The 20,130-nt window shown below is 64.7% G+C and carries 14 protein-coding genes; 11 read left to right on the top strand and 3 right to left on the bottom strand.

The window, feature by feature from the left end; all coding sequences use genetic code 11:
- Positions 1-651 precede the first annotated feature (651 nt).
- From R2669_RS01125 to R2669_RS01080, 9 genes are all read left to right on the top strand, one after another.
- A complete protein-coding gene (locus R2669_RS01125; protein WP_316898061.1) occupies positions 652-2,400 on the top strand; it encodes a PHA/PHB synthase family protein in 1,749 nt (582 codons plus the stop codon).
- Positions 2,401-3,915, top strand: a complete 1,515-nt coding sequence (locus tag R2669_RS01120; protein ID WP_316898060.1) for an efflux transporter outer membrane subunit — start codon at positions 2,401-2,403, stop codon at positions 3,913-3,915.
- On the top strand, positions 3,912-4,985 hold the full coding sequence (locus tag R2669_RS01115; protein WP_316898059.1) for an HlyD family secretion protein: 1,074 nt from the start codon (positions 3,912-3,914) through the stop codon (positions 4,983-4,985). Before R2669_RS01120 ends, R2669_RS01115 begins: the two co-directional genes overlap by 4 nt.
- Positions 4,949-7,765: a ribosome-associated ATPase/putative transporter RbbA gene (rbbA, locus tag R2669_RS01110; protein WP_316898057.1), complete on the top strand. Its 2,817-nt coding sequence runs from the start codon at positions 4,949-4,951 to the stop codon at positions 7,763-7,765. The genes R2669_RS01115 and rbbA overlap by 37 nt, the downstream gene beginning before the upstream one ends.
- A 12-nt stretch (positions 7,766-7,777) precedes the next feature.
- Positions 7,778-8,929 (top strand): ABC transporter permease, encoded by a 1,152-nt coding sequence (locus R2669_RS01105; RefSeq protein WP_316898055.1) that lies wholly within the window; start codon positions 7,778-7,780, stop codon positions 8,927-8,929.
- A gap of 9 nt (positions 8,930-8,938) precedes the next feature.
- Positions 8,939-9,451, top strand: a complete 513-nt coding sequence (locus tag R2669_RS01100) for a hypothetical protein (protein WP_316898053.1) — start codon at positions 8,939-8,941, stop codon at positions 9,449-9,451.
- 9 nt (positions 9,452-9,460) lie between these two features.
- Entirely contained in the window at positions 9,461-10,906 is a 1,446-nt protein-coding gene (locus R2669_RS01095; RefSeq protein ID WP_316898051.1) for a bifunctional enoyl-CoA hydratase/phosphate acetyltransferase, read from the top strand.
- Positions 10,903-12,084, top strand: coding sequence for an acetate/propionate family kinase (locus R2669_RS01090; RefSeq protein WP_316898050.1), 1,182 nt, complete (start codon positions 10,903-10,905; stop codon positions 12,082-12,084). The genes R2669_RS01095 and R2669_RS01090 overlap by 4 nt, the downstream gene beginning before the upstream one ends.
- A gap of 521 nt (positions 12,085-12,605) precedes the next feature.
- A complete protein-coding gene (locus R2669_RS01080) occupies positions 12,606-14,684 on the top strand; it encodes a copper-transporting P-type ATPase (protein ID WP_430708768.1) in 2,079 nt (692 codons plus the stop codon).
- Here the strand turns inward: R2669_RS01080 and R2669_RS01075 are convergent.
- The 3 genes from R2669_RS01075 to R2669_RS01065 all read right to left on the bottom strand — a co-directional run bounded on the left by R2669_RS01075 (position 14,681) and on the right by R2669_RS01065 (position 18,463).
- Positions 14,681-15,598, bottom strand: coding sequence for a TIGR01777 family oxidoreductase (locus tag R2669_RS01075; RefSeq protein ID WP_316898044.1), 918 nt, complete (start codon positions 15,596-15,598; stop codon positions 14,681-14,683). The two genes, R2669_RS01080 and R2669_RS01075, sit on opposite strands and share 4 nt — an antisense overlap.
- 54 nt (positions 15,599-15,652) lie before the next feature.
- Positions 15,653-17,194 carry a cryptochrome/photolyase family protein gene (locus R2669_RS01070; RefSeq protein WP_316891548.1) on the bottom strand — a complete coding sequence of 514 codons (1,542 nt, stop codon included), beginning with the start codon at positions 17,192-17,194 and terminating at the stop codon, positions 15,653-15,655.
- 408 nt (positions 17,195-17,602) lie between these two features.
- On the bottom strand, positions 17,603-18,463 hold the full coding sequence (locus R2669_RS01065; protein WP_430708767.1) for an alpha/beta hydrolase: 861 nt from the start codon (positions 18,461-18,463) through the stop codon (positions 17,603-17,605).
- Between the two features lie 313 nt (positions 18,464-18,776).
- On the opposite strand from R2669_RS01065, the gene R2669_RS01060 reads away from it, so the two are divergent.
- Both R2669_RS01060 and R2669_RS01055 read left to right on the top strand, forming a co-directional pair.
- A complete protein-coding gene (locus tag R2669_RS01060) occupies positions 18,777-19,355 on the top strand; it encodes a globin family protein (protein ID WP_316891165.1) in 579 nt (192 codons plus the stop codon).
- Positions 19,352-20,038 (top strand): hypothetical protein, encoded by a 687-nt coding sequence (locus R2669_RS01055; protein WP_316898040.1) that lies wholly within the window; start codon positions 19,352-19,354, stop codon positions 20,036-20,038. Before R2669_RS01060 ends, R2669_RS01055 begins: the two co-directional genes overlap by 4 nt.
- Positions 20,039-20,130 lie beyond the last annotated feature (92 nt).

The raw sequence follows: 20,130 nt of genomic DNA, 5'->3' as shown, positions 1-20,130 counted from the left end.
CGGCTCAGCGCGAAACAAAACGCTGAAAGCCGACGGGGCAGCAAGAATCGTGACTGCGAATGGATACCGGTGGCATGTCGGCTGCTTCAAACACCGGCACGCACCGGAGGCCGAGCATGGACAACGTATGGAAAGTGCAGAAGAGGGCAGCGGCTGGCTTGCTCGTTTTGCTGGGATGGGGAAGCGGGCTTTCGTTCGCGCAGCCCGGGAAGATACACCCTGCGCGGCCAGCTTCCGCAGCGGCGATTCCACCTCAGGCGACAAAAAAATCCCTGCCCCGGCATCCCAATACAGTGTCGGCGTCCGCGCCCAAAGCATCCGCCCCCGAGGGCGCCGGCACCTCGGCCGGATCGCGTGGATCCGGCGGTAGCGACGGTTTGGCAGGAACGGGCGCGGCCGCGGGCTCGGGCGGATCCGCAGATATGCGAGGCGAGCCGACGCGTCGGTAGACGACGGGGTGGCCCGGGTCGGAGACCCCTACCGAATAGCGCGCGGTAGTGACCTGCTGCCCGGATTGCCACCCCCAGATGTCGTTTCTGTGACTCCACCTAGAGTCCGCCCTCTTGCCCCGGTTTGAGGTGCATCAAGTCCGGGCGGTAGCCCCTGGCATCTAATGGATTGCATATTTCGCAATCGTTTGACGCCCCGACCATGCGCACCGCCCCCGTGCCGTCTTCGTTGACTGCTGAGCAGATCGACCTACCGTTTCACGCTGCGCTTGCCCGCGCCTCCAATTCGCTGTCGCTTGCATCGATGCAACTGGCGCTGCTCGACTGGGCGCTGCATCTGGCCGTCTCTCCCGGCAAGCAGCTGGATCTGTACCGCTTGGCGCTGACGCAGGCCCAACAACTCGAGGGTTACATCCGGAACTGCATGGCTTCCGGGCCCCAGAACGCGTGTCTTTGCGTCCAGCCGCCGGCCCGCGACCGTCGTTTCTCTGCCGACGAGTGGCGCTTGTGGCCGTTCAACGTGCTGCATCAGGCCTTCCTCTTGACAGAACAATGGTGGGAGGCGGCGACGCGCGGCGTGTGGGGTGTCGCCAAACATCATGAGGACGTGGTCGCCTTTGCTGCGCGGCAATGGCTCGACATGATGTCGCCGGGCAACCAATTGGCGACCAACCCGATTGTCCTGCGCCGGACCTTTGAACAGCACGGCACCAATCTCGTGCGCGGCGCGCTCAATGCGCTTGACGATGTGGAGCGCTCCATGAGCGGCGCGCCCGCTGCCGGTACCGAACGCTTTATGGTGGGCCGCGACGTGGCCATCACGCCCGGCAAGGTGGTCCTGCGCAACCGCCTGATCGAGCTGATCCAGTACACGCCAGCCACGAGCAAGGTGCAGGCCGAGCCCATCCTGATCGTGCCGGCCTGGATCATGAAGTACTACATCCTCGATCTGTCGCCGCAGAACTCGCTGATCCGCTATCTGCTCGAGCAGGGCCATACCGTGTTCTGCATCTCCTGGAAGAACCCTGACGAGGCGGATCGCGACCTCGACATGGATGACTACCTGAAGCTCGGCGTCTTTGCCGCGCTCGATGCCGTCAATGCCATCGTGCCGGGCCAGCGCGTACATGCGACCGGCTACTGCCTTGGGGGCACGCTATTGGCGATTGCCGCAGCGGCCATGGCGCGCGATCGCGATGCGCGGCTGGCGTCCATGACGCTCTTTGCCGCCCAGACAGACTTTTGTGAGCCGGGCGAACTGGGCCTGTTCATCGACGAGGCCCAAGTCAGCCTGCTTGAAGCGCAGATGGAGCAGACCGGCTATCTGCGCGCCAGCCAGATGGCCGGAGCCTTCCAGATGCTTCGCTCGTATGACTTGTTGTGGTCGCGCTTGGTGGGCGAATACCTGCTGGGAGACCGCGCACCCATGAACGATCTGATGGCCTGGAACGCCGATGCCACGCGCATGCCCGCGCGCATGCACAGCCAGTACCTGCGGCACCTGTTTCTGAACGACGACCTGAGCGAGGGCCGCTACCCCGTCAACGGCAAGCCGGTGGCGCTCAACGATATCGATTTGCCCATCTTCGTGGTGGGCACGCTGACCGACCACGTGGCGCCCTGGCGCTCCGTCTACAAGCTGCATCACCTGACCGAGGCTGAGCTGACGTTCGTGTTGACCAGCGGCGGCCATAACGCCGGCATCGTGAGCCCGCCCGTCAACTCGCATCGGCGTTTCCAGATGCAGACACGCCATGCAGGCGAGACATCGGCGGCGCCGGATGATTGGCTGGCCTCGGCACCCGCCACAGACGGCTCTTGGTGGCCGGCGTGGCATGCATGGCTCGTTGAACATGCCTCGGGCTCCGCAGTGGTGAAGCCGCCGAAGATGGGCGTTCCAGGATTCCCGCCATTGGCCGATGCGCCCGGCACCTACGTGCTGGAGAAATAGATGCGTGTGGAGAAACAACGCCGGCAGCATGGCAGCTACGCAGGCACCCGCGCCGCCGCGATGGCCGCCGCCGCTGTGCTGGCCCTGTCGGCCTGCATCTCGATGGCGCCGCCTTACGAGGCGCCCGCGTTGCCTGTGGCCCAGCACTACGACACCGACGACGGCACGGACGGCCTGTCCGCCGCCGCCACCGGCTGGCAGGCGTACTTTACGGACACGCGCCTGCAGGCGTTGATTGCGCAAGCGCTGGAGAACAACCGTGACTTGCGCACTGCCGTGCTGCGCGTGGAAGAGGCGCGTGCCGCGTTTGGCATCCAGCGCTCGGAGTCTTTTCCGCACCTTGACGCGCAGGCCGGCGTTAGCCGCCTGAGCATTCCGGCGGACGTCAGCCCATTCGGCATGCCCATGCGTGTCACCCAGTACCAGGTGGGGGCCGGTGTCTCCAGCTGGGAGATCGATTTCTGGGGGCGCGTGCGCAACCTCAACGACGCCGCTCTGGAAAGCTACGTAGCCTCCGACGCGGCGCGCCGCGCGGTCGCGCTTGGGCTGATCGCACAGGTGGCCGACAGCTACCTGGTCCTGCGTGAACTGGACGAGCGCATCGCGCTGGCGCAGCAGACCGTGGACAGCCGCACCGAGACACTGCGCATCTTCTCGCGCCGGGTGGCGGTCGGGGCGACTTCACGATTGAACCAAACGCAGGTCGAGACCCTGCTGACCCAGGCGCAGGCGCTGCTGACGCAACTGCGGCAGGCGCGCGACGTTCAGGCGCACGGCCTGGCCGTGCTTGTCGGCAAGCCCATCGATTTGCCACCTGTTGCCGAGCCGCTTGACGAGCGCCACATGCTGGCCGAGCTGCGCGCCGGTCTGCCTTCCGATCTCCTGACGCAGCGCCCGGACATTGCAGCTGCGGAGCACCGGCTGCGGGCCGCGCACGCCAGCATCGGTGCGGCACGGGCGGCGTTCTTTCCGCGCGTGGCGCTGACGGGCGCTTACGGCACCGTCGGCCCGGAACTGGGCAATCTGTTTGCACCCGGCACACGCGCCTGGGTGTTTGCGCCCAGCATCAGCCTGCCGCTGTTTGAAGGCGGGAAGCTGCGCAGCAACCTCGACCTGGCAGAAGCCCGCAGAGACCTTGCCGTGGCCGCCTACGAAAAGACGGTGCAGGGCGCATTCCGCGACGTGTCCGACGCGCTGTCGGCACGCAGGTGGCTGGCCGAACAGCTCGACATTGCAAAGGCCGCATTGGCCGCACAGACCGAACGGGCGCGGCTGTCGCAACTGCGTTTCGACGCTGGAGCATCGACGTTCCTGGAGGTGCTCGACGCCCAGCGCGATCTGCTGGCCGCGCAGCAGCAACTGGTGCAAATGCGTCGCGCGCTTCTCTCGAGCCGCGTTGGCCTGTATGCGGCACTGGGCGGCGGCACGCAGGCCGTCGAATCCGCAACCGATCCGCAACCCCATCCTCTGAGCCTGACGCCGGCATCGCGCGTATCGGGCCGAACAACACCATGACGACGACTCCCCAACAACGATGGATTGCGCTGCTGGCGGCCGCCCTGGTGGTAGCCGGAGCGGCGTTCGCGTGGAAGACGCTTCGGCAAGAAGGTCCCGGCAAGGGCTTTGTGAGCGGCAACGGCCGCATCGAAGCCACCGAAATCGACGTGGCAACCAAGCTCCCCGGCCGCGTGCAGGACATCCTGGTGGACGAGGGCGACTTCGTGACGGCAGGGCAGCCGCTTGCGCACATGCAAGTGCAGACGCTGGAAGCGCAGCGCGACGAGGCTCTGGCGCGGCAGCAGCAATCGGTCTCTGCCGTGGCGAGCGCACAGGCGCAGGTGGCCGTGCGAGAAGCCGATCGGCAGGCGGCTCTCGCGCAGATTGCTTTGCGTGAGAGCGACCTCGATGCCGCGCAGCGCCGCCTGGCGCGCTCCGAGACGCTGTCGCACGAAGGGGCATCGTCGATGCAGGAGCTGGACGACGACCGCGCCCGCGTGCGCAGCGCCAAGGCCGCGCTGGTGGCGGCCCGCGCGCAAGCCGAGGCGGCGCAGGCAGCCGTATTGGCCGCGCGGACACAGGTGGCCGGCGCCGGCGCCACCGTCAAGGCGGCAGACGCCACCGTACTGCGCATCAAGGCCGATATCGATGACAGCGCCCTGACGGCGCCGCGCGACGCCCGCGTGCAATACCGCATCGCCCAGCCTGGCGAGGTCTTGGCCGGCGGCGGGCGGCTGCTCAATCTCGTCGATCTGTCCGACGTCTACATGACCTTCTTCGTGCCGGAGACCGACGCGGGCCGCATCGCCATGGGCAGCGAGGTGCGTATCGTGCTCGACGCAGCGCCGCAATACGTGATTCCGGCGCGCGTGTCCTTTGTGGCCAGCACCGCGCAATTCACGCCCAAGACCGTGGAAACGGCCAGCGAGCGCCAGAAGCTGATGTTCCGCGTCAAGGCGCAGATCGATCGCGATCTGCTGCGCAAGCACCTGAAGCTGGTGAAGACCGGCTTGCCCGGCGTGGCGTGGCTGAAGCTCGACGCGCAAGCCGAATGGCCGGCCGGCCTGGCGATCAAGGTTCCGCAGTGACCGCCTCTGCCGACTCATGCGCCTCGCCTGACGCGCGCCCGGCGGCGCCGGTGGCCAGCCTGGCCGGCGTGCGCCTGCGCTACCGCAAGACGCTCGCGCTGGATGGCGTCACGCTCGACCTGCCCGCGGGGTGCATGGTCGGGTTGATCGGCCCGGACGGCGTGGGCAAGTCCAGCCTGCTGTCTCTGGTGGCGGGCGCCCGGGCCCTGCAGGAAGGCTCCGTCCATGTGCTGGGCAGCGACATGAGCGACCGCCGAGCACGCGCAGCGGTCGGCCCACGCATCGCTTACATGCCGCAAGGGTTGGGGCGCAACTTGTATCCCACGCTTTCGATCGAAGAGAACCTGCAGTTTTTCGGGCGCCTGTTCGGCCACGATGCAGCGGAGCGCCGCCGCCGCATTGATGCACTCACGGCCAGCACCGGCCTGCGGGCGTTCCTCTCACGGCCTGCAGGCAAGCTCTCGGGCGGCATGAAACAGAAGCTGGCGTTGTGCTGCGCGCTGATCCACGACCCGGATCTGTTGATCCTCGATGAACCGACCACGGGCGTCGACCCGCTTTCGCGCAGGCAGTTCTGGGACCTGATTGCCAGTATTCGCGCCGCGCGACCCGGCATGAGCGTGATCGTGGCCACCGCATACATGGAAGAGGCCGAGCGCTTCGACTGGCTGGTCGCCATGGACGCCGGGCAGGTGCTCGCCACCGGCACGCCGGCTGAGCTGCGCAGCCGCGCCGGTGCCGATTCGCTTGAGGCCGCCTTCATCGCACTGCTGCCGCCAACGCGCCGGCAGGGCCATCAGGCCGTGGTGGTGCCACCCCTCGTGGCTGGCGCAGAAGACGATGTGGCCGTGCAGGCGAGCGGCCTGACCATGCGCTTCGGCGACTTCGTTGCCGTGGACCACGTCGACTTCCGCATCCGTCGTGGAGAAATCTTCGGCTTTCTCGGCTCCAACGGCTGCGGCAAATCGACCACCATGAAGATGCTCACCGGCCTGCTGCCCGCCACCGAAGGGCAGGCCTGGCTGTTCGGCCATCCGGTGGACCCGAAGGACATCGACACACGCCGGCGCGTGGGCTACATGTCGCAGGCGTTCTCGCTGTATGGCGAGTTAACCGTGCGCCAGAACCTTGTCCTGCATGCGCGGCTGTTCCAGGTGCCCGAGCAGGAAGTGCAGTCGCGCGTGGCTGAGATGCTGACCCGGTTCGGGCTGCAGGACGTGTCCGACAGCCTGCCTCAGAGCTTGCCGCTGGGCATGCGGCAGCGCCTGTCACTGGCCGTGGCGATGGTGCACAAGCCCGAGCTGCTGATTCTGGACGAGCCGACCTCCGGCGTGGACCCGGTCGCACGCGACATGTTCTGGCGCCTGATGATCGACCTCGCGCGGCGGGACCGCGTGACCATCTTCATCTCCACGCATTTCATGAACGAGGCCGAGCGATGCGACCGCATCTCGCTCATGCATGCGGGCCGCGTGCTGGTGAGCGACGCGCCCGCGGCGCTGGTGCATGCCCGGGGTACAGAGACGCTGGAGCAAGCGTTCATCGCTTATCTGCAGGAGGCGGCCGAAGCGTCTGCGGGAGCCGCCGAGTTTGCCGCGCCGCTGCCGGAGCGCGCGGCGCCAACCCCTGCGCCTACCGGCATGTCGGCCGCGCGCCGCTTCAGTCTGGCGCGTGCGATGAGCTATTCGCTGCGCGAGGCCCTGGAACTGCGCCGTGACCGCGTGCGCGCCACGCTGGCGCTGCTGGGCACGGCCATCCTCATGTTCATCATCGGATACGGCATCAGCCTCGATGTGGAGAACCTGACCTACGCCGTGCTCGACCGTGACCAGACCGTGCTTTCACACGACTACACGCTCAACCTGGCGGGCTCGCGTTATTTCATCGAAAAACCCCCGATTCGGGACTACGCTGAGTTGGACCGCCGGATGCGCAACGGCGAGCTGTCGCTGGCAATCGAAATTCCGCCGGGCTTTGCGCGCGATGTGGAGCGCGGCACGGTCGTGCAGATCGGGGCCTGGGTGGACGGCGCCATGCCCACCCGCGCGGAAACCGTGCGCGGTTACGTGCAGGGCATCCACCAGCTCTGGCTGGCAGATGCGGCCGTGCACCGGCTGGGGGTGCGCCTGGCGGCGCCCAGCAGTGTTGAAACGCGCTATCGCTACAACCCCGACGTGAAAAGCCTGCCTGCCATGGTGCCCGCCGTGATTCCAATGCTGCTGATGATGATTCCCGCCATGCTGGCGGCGTTGTCCGTGGTGCGAGAGAAGGAACTGGGCTCCATCATCAATTTCTACGTGACGCCGGTCACGCGGGCGGAATTCGTGCTCGGCAAGCAGGCGCCGTACATCGTGCTGGCCATGCTGAACTTCTTCTTGCTGGCGCTGCTGGCGGTGACGGTGTTCGGTGTGCCGATCAAGGGCAGCTTTGCAACGCTCGCGCTGGGGGCGCTGATCTTCGTGACGTGTTCCACGGGTTTCGGGCTGTTTGCGTCGACCTTCACGCAAAGCCAGATCGCGGCCATGTTCGTCACGATGATCGGCACGATCATTCCGTGCGTGCAGTTTGCAGGACTGCTCAATCCGGTGTCGTCGCTGGAAGGGGCGGGCGCTGTGATCGGGCGCGTGTATCCGGCCACGCATTTCCTGACGATCAGCCGCGGCGTGTTCAGCAAGGCGCTGGATGTGGGCGCGCTGGGCAGCGCCTTCTGGCCGCTCCTGGCGGCGGTGCCGTTCATCCTGGGCGCCACCTTGCTGATGCTGCGCAAGCAGGATCGGTAGGAGAGTCACGCCATGCTGCACCTTCCGACCGATCGCCGCACCGCCCGTCTGAGCAACATCTTCCGCCTCGGCATCAAGGAATTGCGAAGCCTGCTGCGCGACCCGATGATGATGGTGCTGATCGTCTACACCTTCACGCTGTCGATCTACGTGGCCGCCACCGCAATGCCGGAGAGCCTGCACAATGCCTCGATCGCCATCGTCGATGAAGACAGCTCGCCGCTGTCGGCGCGCATTGTCTCGAGCTTCTATCCACCGCATTTCCGCACCCCGGCACTGATCCCGCTCACGGACGTGGACCCAGGCATGGACAGCGGCCGCTACACGTTCGTGCTCGACATCCCGCCCAATTTCCAGCGCGACGTGCTGGCTGGCCGCGCACCGTCAATCCAGCTCAACATCGACGCCACGCGCATGAGCCAGGCCTTCACCGGCAACGGCTACATCCAGCAGATCGTCTCGGGCGAGGTGAACACGTTCCTGCAGCGCCACCGCGCCGCGCCTGCCACGCCGGTCGACCTGGTGCTGCGCACACGCTTCAACCCCAACCTGGAGCAGACGTGGTTCGGCTCGTTGATGGAGATCATCAACAACGTGACCATGCTGTCGATCATCCTGACGGGCGCGGCGCTGATCCGCGAACGCGAGCACGGCACGATCGAGCACCTGCTGGTGATGCCTGTCACGCCGTTCGAGATCATGGTGTCCAAGGTCTGGTCGATGGGGCTGGTGGTGGTGCTCGCCGCGCTGGTGGCGCTGGTGTTCGTGGTGCAGGGCGCCCTGCATGTCCCGATCGAAGGCTCGATCCTGCTCTTCATGCTGGTGGCCACGCTGCACTTGTTTGCCACAACCTCCATGGGAATCTTTCTTGCGACGGTGGCGCGGTCCATGCCGCAGTTCGGCATGCTGCTCGTTCTGGTGCTGCTGCCGCTGCAGTTGCTCTCCGGCGGCACCACCCCGCGCGAGAGCATGCCCGGCGTGGTCCGGGACATCATGCTCGCCGCACCGACCACGCATTTCGTATCGGCGTCGCAGGCCATTCTCTATCGGGGTGCGGGGCTGGATGTCGTGTGGCCGCAGTGTCTGGCCATCTGCGTCATCGGCGCCGTGCTGTTTCTCGCATCGTTGACGCGCTTTCGCCAAACCATCAGCCAGATGGCTTAAGGAGCCAACATGGATACACCCGCCAACGTTCCGCTCGCGCTCCAAAAGGCGCAGCTCGCATTCGCACTGCAGACGTTGGGTCTGCTCAAGGCAACGCGACAGCGCTGGTATGAACTCGGCGCCGACCTGCTTGCCGCAGACGTTGCCCGCACGGAGTCTGCGCTGGCCGACCTGCAAAGCGTCGAGGACTGGAACGCGTTTGCAGCACTGCTGCCCAACGCTTTCTGGCAAAGCAGCCAGCGCGCCATGGATGTACTTCAACGGGTGCTGCAAACGGCTATCTCGAACCAGTCGAGCTTCGTGGCGGATTACCAGCGCGTCATGCTGGAATGGCAGCAGGCTTCCGTTCGGGCCCTGAGCACAGCCGGCAATGCCATGCCGGTCCACACGGCGCTGCAGGGCATGCTGTCGACGTGGGGCGTGCCGGGCGATGCATGGGTCCGCTCCGCAAGCGAGCCGTCGAACCCGAATCTTCTGCGTGCCCCCGGCAAGGGCAACGGACAACTCCGCAAAGCTTCCTGACGAGCGCACATGGGCCCCGATCATCTGCCTGCATCTCCGGCGCTCCTGCCGGGCAGCGACCTCAGCGTGGTGCGCAATCGCACTTTTGACGAAATTGCCGTTGGCGACACCGCAGCCATCCTGCGCACGCTCACGGCAGAGGACATCCAGCTCTTTGCCGTGCTGTCGGGGGACGTCAACCCCCAGCACCTCGACCCGGAATTTGCCGCATCCACGCGCTTTCATGGCGTGATCGCCCACGGCATGCTGGGCGGAGCGCTCATCTCCGCCTTGCTCGGGACCCGTTTGCCGGGCCCGGGAACGATCTACCTTGGACAGACGCTGCAATTCCTGGCACCGGTGCGCATTGGCGACACGTTGACCATCCGCGTGACGGTGGTCAGCAAAGAGGACGAAAGAAAGCGCGTCAAGCTGGCATGCACGTGTACGAACGACAGCGGCACAGTGGCCATCGCGGGCGAGGCGGAGGTCATCGCGCCCACCGAGCGGATCGAGCGTCCGCGTACCACACTGCCGGACGTGCGCATCACCACCGGCAGTGACGGTATCCATCGGCTGCTCGACCATGTGCGGCCTCTTGGTGCGATCCACATGGCTGTCGTTCACCCGTGCGATGTGCTGAGCCTGTCTGCCGTGATGGACGCGCGCGCTGAAGGGCTGATCGTGCCTTGTCTCGTCGCGCCGCATGCCAAGCTGATGCGCGTAGCCGCCGAAGCCGGCCTCGACCTCCGCGGCATCGAGATTGAAGACGTGCCGCACAGCAGCGCCGCTGCCACCCGCGCAGTGGAGCTTGTCACGCAGGGCAGGGCAGAGGCGCTCATGAAGGGCAGCCTGCATACCGATGAACTGATGGCGGCGGTCGTGCGCGAAGAGGCAGGGCTGCGTACGAAGCGGCGGATCAGCCATTGTTTCCTCATGCAGTCGCCCGCGTATCCGCGCCCGTTTATCGTGACGGATGCCGCCATCAACATCACGCCGACCCTGGATCAGAAGGCGGACATCGTGCGCAACGCCATCGATCTGGCCCATGCGATTGGCGTGGAACGGCCTCGGGTGGCGATCCTTGCGGCGGTCGAAACCGTGAACCCGCGCATGCCCGCCACGCTCGACGCGGCGGCGCTGTGCAAGATGGCGGACCGTGGCCAGATTGACGGCGGCGTGCTGGACGGGCCACTGGCCTTCGATAACGCCGTATCTGCCGCGGCTGCGCGCATCAAGGGCATCGTCTCGGAAGTGGCAGGGCAGGCCGATGTGCTGGTGGTGCCGGATCTCGAAAGCGGCAACATGCTCGCCAAGCAGTTGGAATACCTGGGCGGGGCCGCCAGCGCGGGCATCGTGCTCGGCGCCCGCGTGCCCATTGTGCTGACCAGCCGTGCCGACTCGCGAGAATCGCGCATTGCGTCGTGCGCGCTTGCCACATTGCTGGCCCACCGCTACCGCAACTTACCGCCATGAACGATTGCATCGTCGTACTGAACTGCGGCTCGTCGAGCATCAAGTTTGCGTTGTTCGACGCCACCTTGGACCCGTTGCCGCGTACGCCCATGTGGAACGGCAAAGTGGAGGGGATCGGCACTGAACACCCCACTGCAACTGAGGCAGGCGCGCCGACACAGGCGGTAGAGCTTGACGCTGCGCAGCCGTATCACGCCGCGCTCGTGCACATTCGCCGGCGTGTCGAGCAAAGGCTGGACGGCCGCCGGCTGATGGCCGTGGCGCATCGGGTGGTACATGGCGGCGCCAAGTACTTTGCGCCGGTGCGCGTGGACGCGGAGGTGCTGTCCGATCTACGCAGCTACATTCCACTGGCGCCGCTGCATCAGCCATTTGCACTGGAAGCCATCGAGGCGCTTCTGTCGGACTTGCCTGACGTGCCGCAAGTCGCCTGCTTCGATACCGCGTTCCACAGCACGCTGCCGCAGGTCGAGACGATGCTGCCGTTGCCTTACAAGGCATGGGAGCGCGGCCTGCGGCGTTATGGCTTTCATGGGCTGTCGTACGAATACATGTCGATTGCCTTGCCCGAACGGCATGGCGATATCGCCCGCGGGCGAACCATCGTCGCGCACCTCGGCAGCGGTGCCAGCCTGTGTGCAATGCACGGGCTCAAGAGCGTGGCCACAACGATGGGGTTTTCCGCACTCGAAGGCCTGATGATGGGCACGCGATGTGGCTCGCTCGATCCGGGTGTGGTGCTCTACATGATGGAGACGGAGCATCTTTCCCCGGCACAGGTCGGGCACGTGCTGTATCACGAATCGGGTCTGCTTGGCGTGTCGGGGCTGTCTTCCGACCCGCGGGAACTCATTTCGCACGAAGCCGACAACCCGCGGGCCCAGGCAGCGCTGGCGCTCTACGTGCGCCGTATCGTCCGCGAGATCGGCGCCTTGGTGGCGGTGCTGGGCGGGCTGGATTTCCTGGTATTCACGGCAGGTATCGGCGAACACAACGCCGTACTGCGCGAACGCGTTGTCGGTGCACTGAGTTATCTGGGGGCCGAGCTGGATGACGCAGCCAACCAAGCGCATGCCGCAATCATTTCCAGTTCTGCGAGCCGCATCCGCGTCGCGGTAGAGCCGACGAATGAAGAGTGGATTGCGGCTCGGCATGCTGTCCGATGCAATTTGCGGTGACAAGTCTTCTTGTCGAAACAACCGGATGGGAGAGATGCTGTCGCGGCGCCTGCGGGCGTTGCATTTATTTTACATAATGCAAATTACACGACATCTTGATGTCAAAGCTACGTGCCGATGCGCCGTTGACATGCATCAATGGCGGCTCGTGCCGGCCATCTACATTGACATTGCGTGCATCTGCCGCCTTCCGCACAAAAAATCCCGTTGACCCTCCCTGCATGGGAGGGTTTATCGTTTTCTGAGCGGACGAAACGTGTGCTGCCCCGAAAGCAGGTGCATCTGGCAGCGGGCGAACGCATAGGAAGGAGCCAATCTCAATGGAAGAGCACCGCCACATCCACGCTGCCGAGCACGATCACACACGTTCGCATGACGGGCATGCCGGCCATCATCATGAAGGGCACGATGTGATGCACCGGCACGATCGAACTACAACATCGCCCATCGGGCAGATCGACGCAGACCGCGTTGCGCCCTCTTCCGCCGGCCCCCGAGCGGGGACCGTCTACACCTGCCCCATGCATCCTGAAATCCGGCAGGACCGCCCAGGCAATTGTCCGATCTGCGGTATGACGCTGGAACCGATGGTTCCGGAACTGGGTGACGAAGAGAACCCCGAGCTGGAAGACTTCCAACGCCGCTTCTGGTGGACGCTGCCGCTTACCGTTGCAGCTTTCATCCTGGCGATGTTCGGACACCGATATGGCTGGATGGACGCCCCGCAGCAAAGCTGGATCGAGCTGGCCCTCTCGACGCCCGTCGTGCTCTGGGCGGGCTATCCCTTTTTCAAGCGATGCGCTCAGTCGTTCATGCATCGTAGTCCAAACATGTGGACGCTCATTGGCCTGGGCGCCGGCGCGGCCTATCTCTACAGCGTGATCGCCACCATCGCGCCAGGCGCGTTTCCACAGACGTTCGCGGAGCATGGTCGCATCGGTGTCTACTTTGAGGCGGCGGCGGTCATTATTTCGCTCACGCTGGTGGGTCAACTTCTGGAGTTGAAGGCGCGCTCGCAGACGTCAGCGGCAATCAAGTCGCTGCTTGGGCTTGCCCCCAAAACGGCACGGCGTGTCAACGCAGACGGCACCGAGGCAGATGTGCCCTTGGCCGACGTACACGTGGGCGACCGCCTGCGCGTGCGCCCCGGTGAGAAAGTGCCCACCGACGGCATCGTGATCGAGGGCGCAAGCTCCGTCGACGAATCGATGATTACCGGCGAGCCCATTCCTGTGACGAAGCGGGTGGGCGACCACGTGATTGGCGCGACCATGAACACCGCAGGGAGCTTGATCATCGAATCGGAGAAAGTGGGCTCCGAGACTGTCCTCTCGCAGATCGTTCAGTTGGTCGCTCAAGCGCAGCGCTCCAAGGCACCCATGCAGCGCATGGCCGATAAGGTCGCGGGAGGCTTCGTTGTTGCTGTGGTTGCCATTGCGGTGCTCACCTTCTTTGCCTGGGGATTGTTTGGGCCGCAGCCAAGCTGGGTGTATGGGCTCATCAATGCGGTTGCCGTGTTGATCATCGCGTGCCCATGCGCGTTGGGCCTCGCCACCCCAATGTCGATCATGGTGGCAAGCGGCAAGGGCGCCACGAACGGCATCCTGTTTCGCGACGCGGCCGCCATCGAGAATCTGCGCAAGGTAGACACCCTCGTCGTCGACAAGACCGGAACGCTCACGCAAGGCAAGCCCGCGTTTGAGCGCAGCTTGGGCGCCAACGGTTTTGATGCGTCCGAAGTGCTCCGCCTGGCGGCCAGTCTCGACCAGGGCAGCGAGCATCCATTGGCGGCGGCCATTGTCGAGGCCGCGAAAGCGCGCGGATTGTCTTTGCAGAACGCCCAGGATTTCGAGTCCAGCAGCGGCATCGGCGTACGCGGTTCGGTCGGGGGAAAGAGGCTCGCGCTGGGCAACGCCGTGTTGATGGAGCAAGAGCGTGTTGACGCAACCGCATTGGCCCAGTCCGCGGACGAACTACGCACCCGCGGCGCAAGCGTCATGTACCTGGCCGCAGACGGCATGCTTGCCGGTTTGCTCGCCGTCTCCGATCCGGTCAAACCGACCACGGTCGAAGCGTTGGCGCAGTTCAAGGACAAGGGCATCCGCGTGGTGATGGCCACAGGCGACGGCACGGCAACGGCAAAGGCGGTCGCTCAATCATTGGGCATCACCGAATTTCACGGAGAAGTCAGGCCCGCCGATAAGTTGGCGCTCGTGACGAGGCTTCAAAGCGAAGGCAGAACAGTGGCGATGGCCGGAGACGGGATCAACGATGCACCTGCATTGGCGAAGGCCGATGTCGGTATTGCCATGGGCACGGGCACGGACGTCGCCATGAACAGCGCGCAGGTCACGCTTCTCAAAGGCGATCTGCGCGGCATCGCACGCGCACGGGCGCTGTCCGAGGCGACGATTGGCAACATGAAGCAAAACCTCGGTTTTGCGTTCGTCTACAACGCCTTGGGGGTACCGCTCGCGGCCGGTGTTCTGTACAGCACGACCGGTTTGCTGCTGTCTCCGATGATCGCGGCGCTCGCGATGAGCCTCAGTTCGGTTTCGGTGGTATCCAACGCGCTGCGCTTGCGCCGCGCAAGCATCTAGCCGCCAGCCACGCACCGGGCGTTCAGCAAATCAGCCAATGCGTCCTCCAGGCGCGAAAACCGAAACCGATAGCCTGCCTGCATGGCTCGTGCGGGCTCAACATGCTGGCTTCCCAGCAACAGGATGGACATTTCCCGTAGCGCCACGCGCAACGCCCATGCGGGAACAGGAAAGAGCATTGGGCGGTGAAGCGCCCGCGCCAGGGCCTGTGCAAATTCCCTATTGCACACGGCATGCGGCGCGCACGCATTGAACACCCCTCGGCAGTCTTCCGTGCGCAGTAGAAAGTCGATCAGTCCGACCTCGTCATCCAGATGGATCCACGGTGTCCATTGGCGGCCATTCCCGAGACGGCCACCGAGCCCCAAGCTGAACGGCAGCAGCAGCTTCGGCAACATTCCGCCACTGCGGGCAAGTACTGGCGCCGTCCGCAGCAGGACAACCCGCATGCCCAGTTGCTCGGCGCGCTCGGCCTCTTGCTCCCAGGCCACGCAAAGCCTGCTGCCAAAATCGCTCCCGCCCGGATCGCTACCCTCGTCGAGGCGCTCGTTCCCGCGGTTGCCATACCAGCCCGTTGCAGAAGCCGAGACGAGCACGCGGGGACGCAGCACGCTTTCGCCCAGCCAGTCCACGAGTTCGCGGGTCAGGTCGATGCGGCTGCGCCATAGAACCTGCCGCCTCCGCGCGGTCCACGGGCGGTCGGCGATCGGTGCGCCGGCCAGGTTGACCACTGCATCGAACGGCTCCGCGTCATCAAGCTCGCGCAGCGCGGCCACCCCTTGCGCACCAGAACACTGCGCCGGCACACGTAGCGGCGTACGACTCCAGACAACGAGCTCATGGCCGCCCGCCGCCCAATAACGGCAAAGCGCCCGGCCGATCAAGCCGGTGCCTCCGGTCAGCAATATACGCACGGTTGTTCAACGCTCATGTCAATTGAAATCGGGGCAGTGCAGCGCCGCTCGGGTCTACAGCGTCTCCAGCCGCGCACGCACGTCTGCGGCGCGCGCACGCAGCGCATCAAGTTCCTCTGCCGGCATTTTCGCGAGCTGCCTGTACACCATCGCCAGCCGGATGTTGCCGGTGAACATGGGCTCGTGGCGCGAGAAAAAATCCCAATACAAAGCGTTGTAGGGGCACGCCCGCTCACCGATTCGCTGCTTACCGTCATAGTGGCAACCCTTGCAGTAATCGCTCATGCGGGAGATGTAGGCCGCGCTGCTTACGTAGGGCTTGGTGGCAATGCGTCCGCCGTCGGCCCATTGGCTCATGCCGAGGGTGTTGGGTGCCTCCACCCACTCGAAGGCGTCGATGTAGACCCCGAGGTACCAGCGATGGACCTCTAGCGGCGCGATGCCCGCCAATAGCGCAAAGTTGCCGATCACCATGAGCCGCTGGATGTGGTGCGCATGGGCCGTTTCCAGCGACTGCCCGATAGCGTGCTGAAGGCAGCGCATTTGCGTTTTGCCATTCCAGAACCACGAAGGCAGAGGCGCGTGATGATGGAGCGCATTGGACGACGCATAGCTCGGCATGTGCGTCCAATAGATGCCGCGCACGTACTCGCGCCAGCCGAGAATCTGGCGGATGAACCCTTCCGCGGCAGCCACCGGTACCTTCCCTTGCCGATAAGCCGCTTCCACGCGAATGATCACCTCACGCGGACTGAGCATCTTCACGTTCAATGCGAACGACAGGAGCGAATGAAACAGCCTCTGATGGGCGCTGCTCATCGCGTCTTCAAAATCGCCAAAGTACGGCAACGCTTGGTGGACAAATGCCTCCAGGCAAGCCAGTGCCTCCGAGCGATTCAGGGGCCAGCGCAAGCGGTCTGCCTGCGGGTTGCCGAAACTCCTTACGCCACTGCGTTCGAGCGTGGCCCACAGATTCCGGTGGTCATGGAGTGGCCGCACATCGGCGGGCTCGGGCGGCGTACCCCGCCAGGGCTTGCGATTGTCGTGATCAAAGTTCCATTGCCCGCCTTCCGGATCGCCCTTGCCGTCCAGCAGGACACCATGGCGCCGGCGCATGTCCCGATAGAACCGCTCCATCAACCACTGTTTGCGGCCTGCGAACATGGCTGCCAAATCGCGCCGACCGGTCATGAAGTGCTCTGTGTCGGCCTCGTGCGTGGTCAGCTTCTGCGTTGCAGCCCACGCACGCAGTTGCACGTCAAGCCTCCACTCGTCTGCGGATTGCCATTCCACGCGCTCGGCGCCATACGCTTGCGCCAGCGCGGCGAGGTTTTCTGTCACCGAGTGGGTGTTGTCCGCGTCGTCGATGGAGAGATAGCGCACGCGGTGACCCTGCGCCAGAAGGTGGCGAGCAAAGTCGCGCATAGCCGCGAAGATGGCAAGTATCTTCTGCGCATGATGCAGCACGTAATCGGTTTCCTGACGCACCTCCATGAGCACGTAAACGACATGGGGATCAACGTCGTTAAACCATGAGTGCATCGGGTTGAGCTGGTCACCCAGCACCAGTCGAACAGTCTTGGCGGGATCCCTCACGGCGCTCCCCAAAGGCGAAGGTACCGACCTTCAGCGTTATATTGCGAAAGCTGCTTCCCGACATTGGACCGGCGCCCTCTCCGTACGGATTTGCCCCCTGCCCCGCGATGGATAGCCAGTTGCCCGGGTTGCTGTGGACGTCGGAGTCCACCCGTTGCGCTTTGAGCCAAGACGCAGGCGAGCGCCGGCGTGCCGCCACCCGCGATGGCCACGCCGGCTGCGCGATATTCCCGATTCATAGAACGACATTGGCCGGCGACATTGGCACTCGGCATCGCTGTAGAGTCAGTGCCGAGTATAGGGATGCAGGGCCATGTCCTGTGTCGCTCCGGCTGCCATTTCGAACACAAATATCAACGCATTCCCGACTCACGGGCCGAGCAAACGCGTCAAAGCAAAAGAAGTCCGCTACGCCCTGGCAATGAAATCGACAACGTCGGGAAGGACCGGTCCAAGAAATTGCAGGGGCGAAGCGAGCGCTGCTACCAGCGTCTTGTGATCCAGTTGCGGGTAGACCTTAAGTTCAACCGGATGCCGAAACTTCATCAAGCGTTCGGCCAGGGATAGCGTGTTGCGACCAACGTCGACGTATGCATCGCGTTCGCCGGTGAGCAAGAGTGCCGGGGGCTGCCACCGTTGATCCACGTGAAATACCGGCTGGCTGTCCTGAGTCTCGTGCGGATGATTGAACACCGGCAGTATGTCGGCCGTCTCGATGGGCAGGAAGTTGTACGGACCCGCCATTCCGATCCAGCCGGAAAGGGTCTCGGTACTGAGGCCCTGCGCCCCTAACCAGCGCGAATCGGTGGCCAGCATGGCAGCGTTGTAGGCGCCTGCGCTATGGCCCGCAACAAACAGGCGCGCATTTGCGTAGCCTTGCTGCGCGAGCCAGCGCCGCGCGAAGGCCGTAGCGGCGGCGCAGTCCTCCAGAAACCCCGGGTAACTGACCTCCGGGTACAGCCGATAGTCGGCCACCATCGCAATCGCGCCGGCCGCGGCCAGCGCTTCACCGACAAAGGCATAGTCCGTGCGCGAACCGTCACGCCAAGACCCGCCGTAGAAGAACACAACAGCCCGCGCCGCCCCCGCCATGGGACGGATCGGCCGGTAAACATCCAGCCTCTGTCGCGGCTTGTCGCCATACGCCAACCCCAGCATGGGAATACTGGCGTCAGCTTTGGATATCGCATTCAGAACATCGAGGCCCGAGCAGCCGGCCAGGCTGGATAGTGCCGCGGCCAGCCACGCTCGCCGTGTCAAGCGGGTTATCGCCATACGTGCTCCCAGGCAGTGGTGCCGCGGCGCGTAATGCCGCCGCCCAGGCGTGCGCCCGTATGGAGCTGCGGTAGATCGACATGACAGCAAATTGGAAGGATCACCATGGAAGTGCGCGTGGAGTCGTTGTGTCCCCTGGGGTATACGGTCCGCGCGCGCGGTTGGATGCGCGCGAGTGCATTTCTCAGATGAGTGGACCATCCTGCATCCGGTCTGGCGCGGGCAACGTATATGAAGCCAGCGTTGTGTGGCCTTTCAGGCGGGCTGCGCAGCGCGCGATCCATATCCGACCAAAGGAGATTGACCCATGAAGCGAGCATTATTGGTTCTGACGTTGACCGCCGCGACGCTCAGTGCATGCGGAGGCGGCGACGACGCGCCCATGTCGATGGCGTCGACGGCGGCGACCGCGCAGTTCCCGCAAAACGCTGATATGTGGGCGGGGCTTGGCGGAGACGCCGGCGCGCCAGCAGCCATCTCCAAAGTTGTCGACGACGCGGTGTCCGGTCTGCTTGCGGACCCCAAGGAAGCGCCTTACTTCGCCAACATTGGTCAGCCCGGACACGATACGGTGGGACGGCTGAAGGCTTGCCTGAACCTCCAGTTCAAGGCGCTGTTTGGCGGCCCCTTCAGCTATCCGGGGCAAGTCGCGGCGGACGGTACCACCGTCATGTGTGACGACATGGCAACGGCGCACGCCGATGTCGGCATCCCTGGCTGCGTATTCGACCAGTTCATCACCGATGCCGCCGCTGTCATGAAGACCGATGGCGTTCCGGACGGCTACATCGCACGTGTCGCTCCGGTGCTCACCGGTCTCAAGTCGACCATCGTGTCGTCCATGCCTAAGTACCTGGGCCCCAACACTGCCCAGAACTGCCAATGAGCCCGGGGCGCCGCCTGCAACGCTATGGCGTGCCGGGCGTTGCGGCGCTTGCGGTTGCAATGGGGCTCGTCGGGGCAATGCATTTGAAGGCGGCCCGCCCTGTACTGGCGATGCTTGGCGTCCCCTGCCCCGTCGACAAGACCACCGCCGAGCAGGTCAGCACGCTGCGCGCAAGCGGACTGGCACATCTGCGTGCTGAGCGGTTGGCGCCGGCTCGCCCGGTGCCGGGCGGGTTCGTGCTGGACGGCACGACAGTCGAGGAGGCCACCCGCTGGGCACACGAAAGCGGCATTGCATGCGATGACGTCAAGCACGGCTACAGCTACCTTCGCTGTCGCGGCGTCGAGGCCAATAAGCTTCGTCTTGCCGGCCCGCCCGTCAGCGAGTTGTGGCTCAGCTTCGGCCCAGACGACCGCCTCATCGGGATAGACGTCTACCGACGTGGCATGAGCGCCGGCGACACAACTGCCGCGTGGAACGGCGCGGCGTATGCGCTGCGCAATGTGCTCGGTATGCCAACGTCGACGGTGGGCGATGCATCACCGGAGGCGTTGAGCGGATCGCCACTGCAGACCGCCCGTCTGCAGTATCGATTCGCCGATTACCTTGCCGTCGTCACGGCCAGCAACCTTCCCTACGCCGGGTTGGCAGTCCGGGAACAGTACATGTCGTCACGCCTTTGATTCAGCGGATCGCGCAACGGTTTCGCGCCGTACCTTTGGCCAGGTGGCAGAAGGTTTTTCATCCCACGCGGAATGCAAAGCGACGAGTGCAG

Source organism: Ralstonia edaphi, assembly GCF_958350185.1.
GTDB lineage: Bacteria > Pseudomonadota > Gammaproteobacteria > Burkholderiales > Burkholderiaceae > Ralstonia > Ralstonia edaphi.
This window is presented reverse-complemented; position numbering and strand designations above follow the sequence as displayed.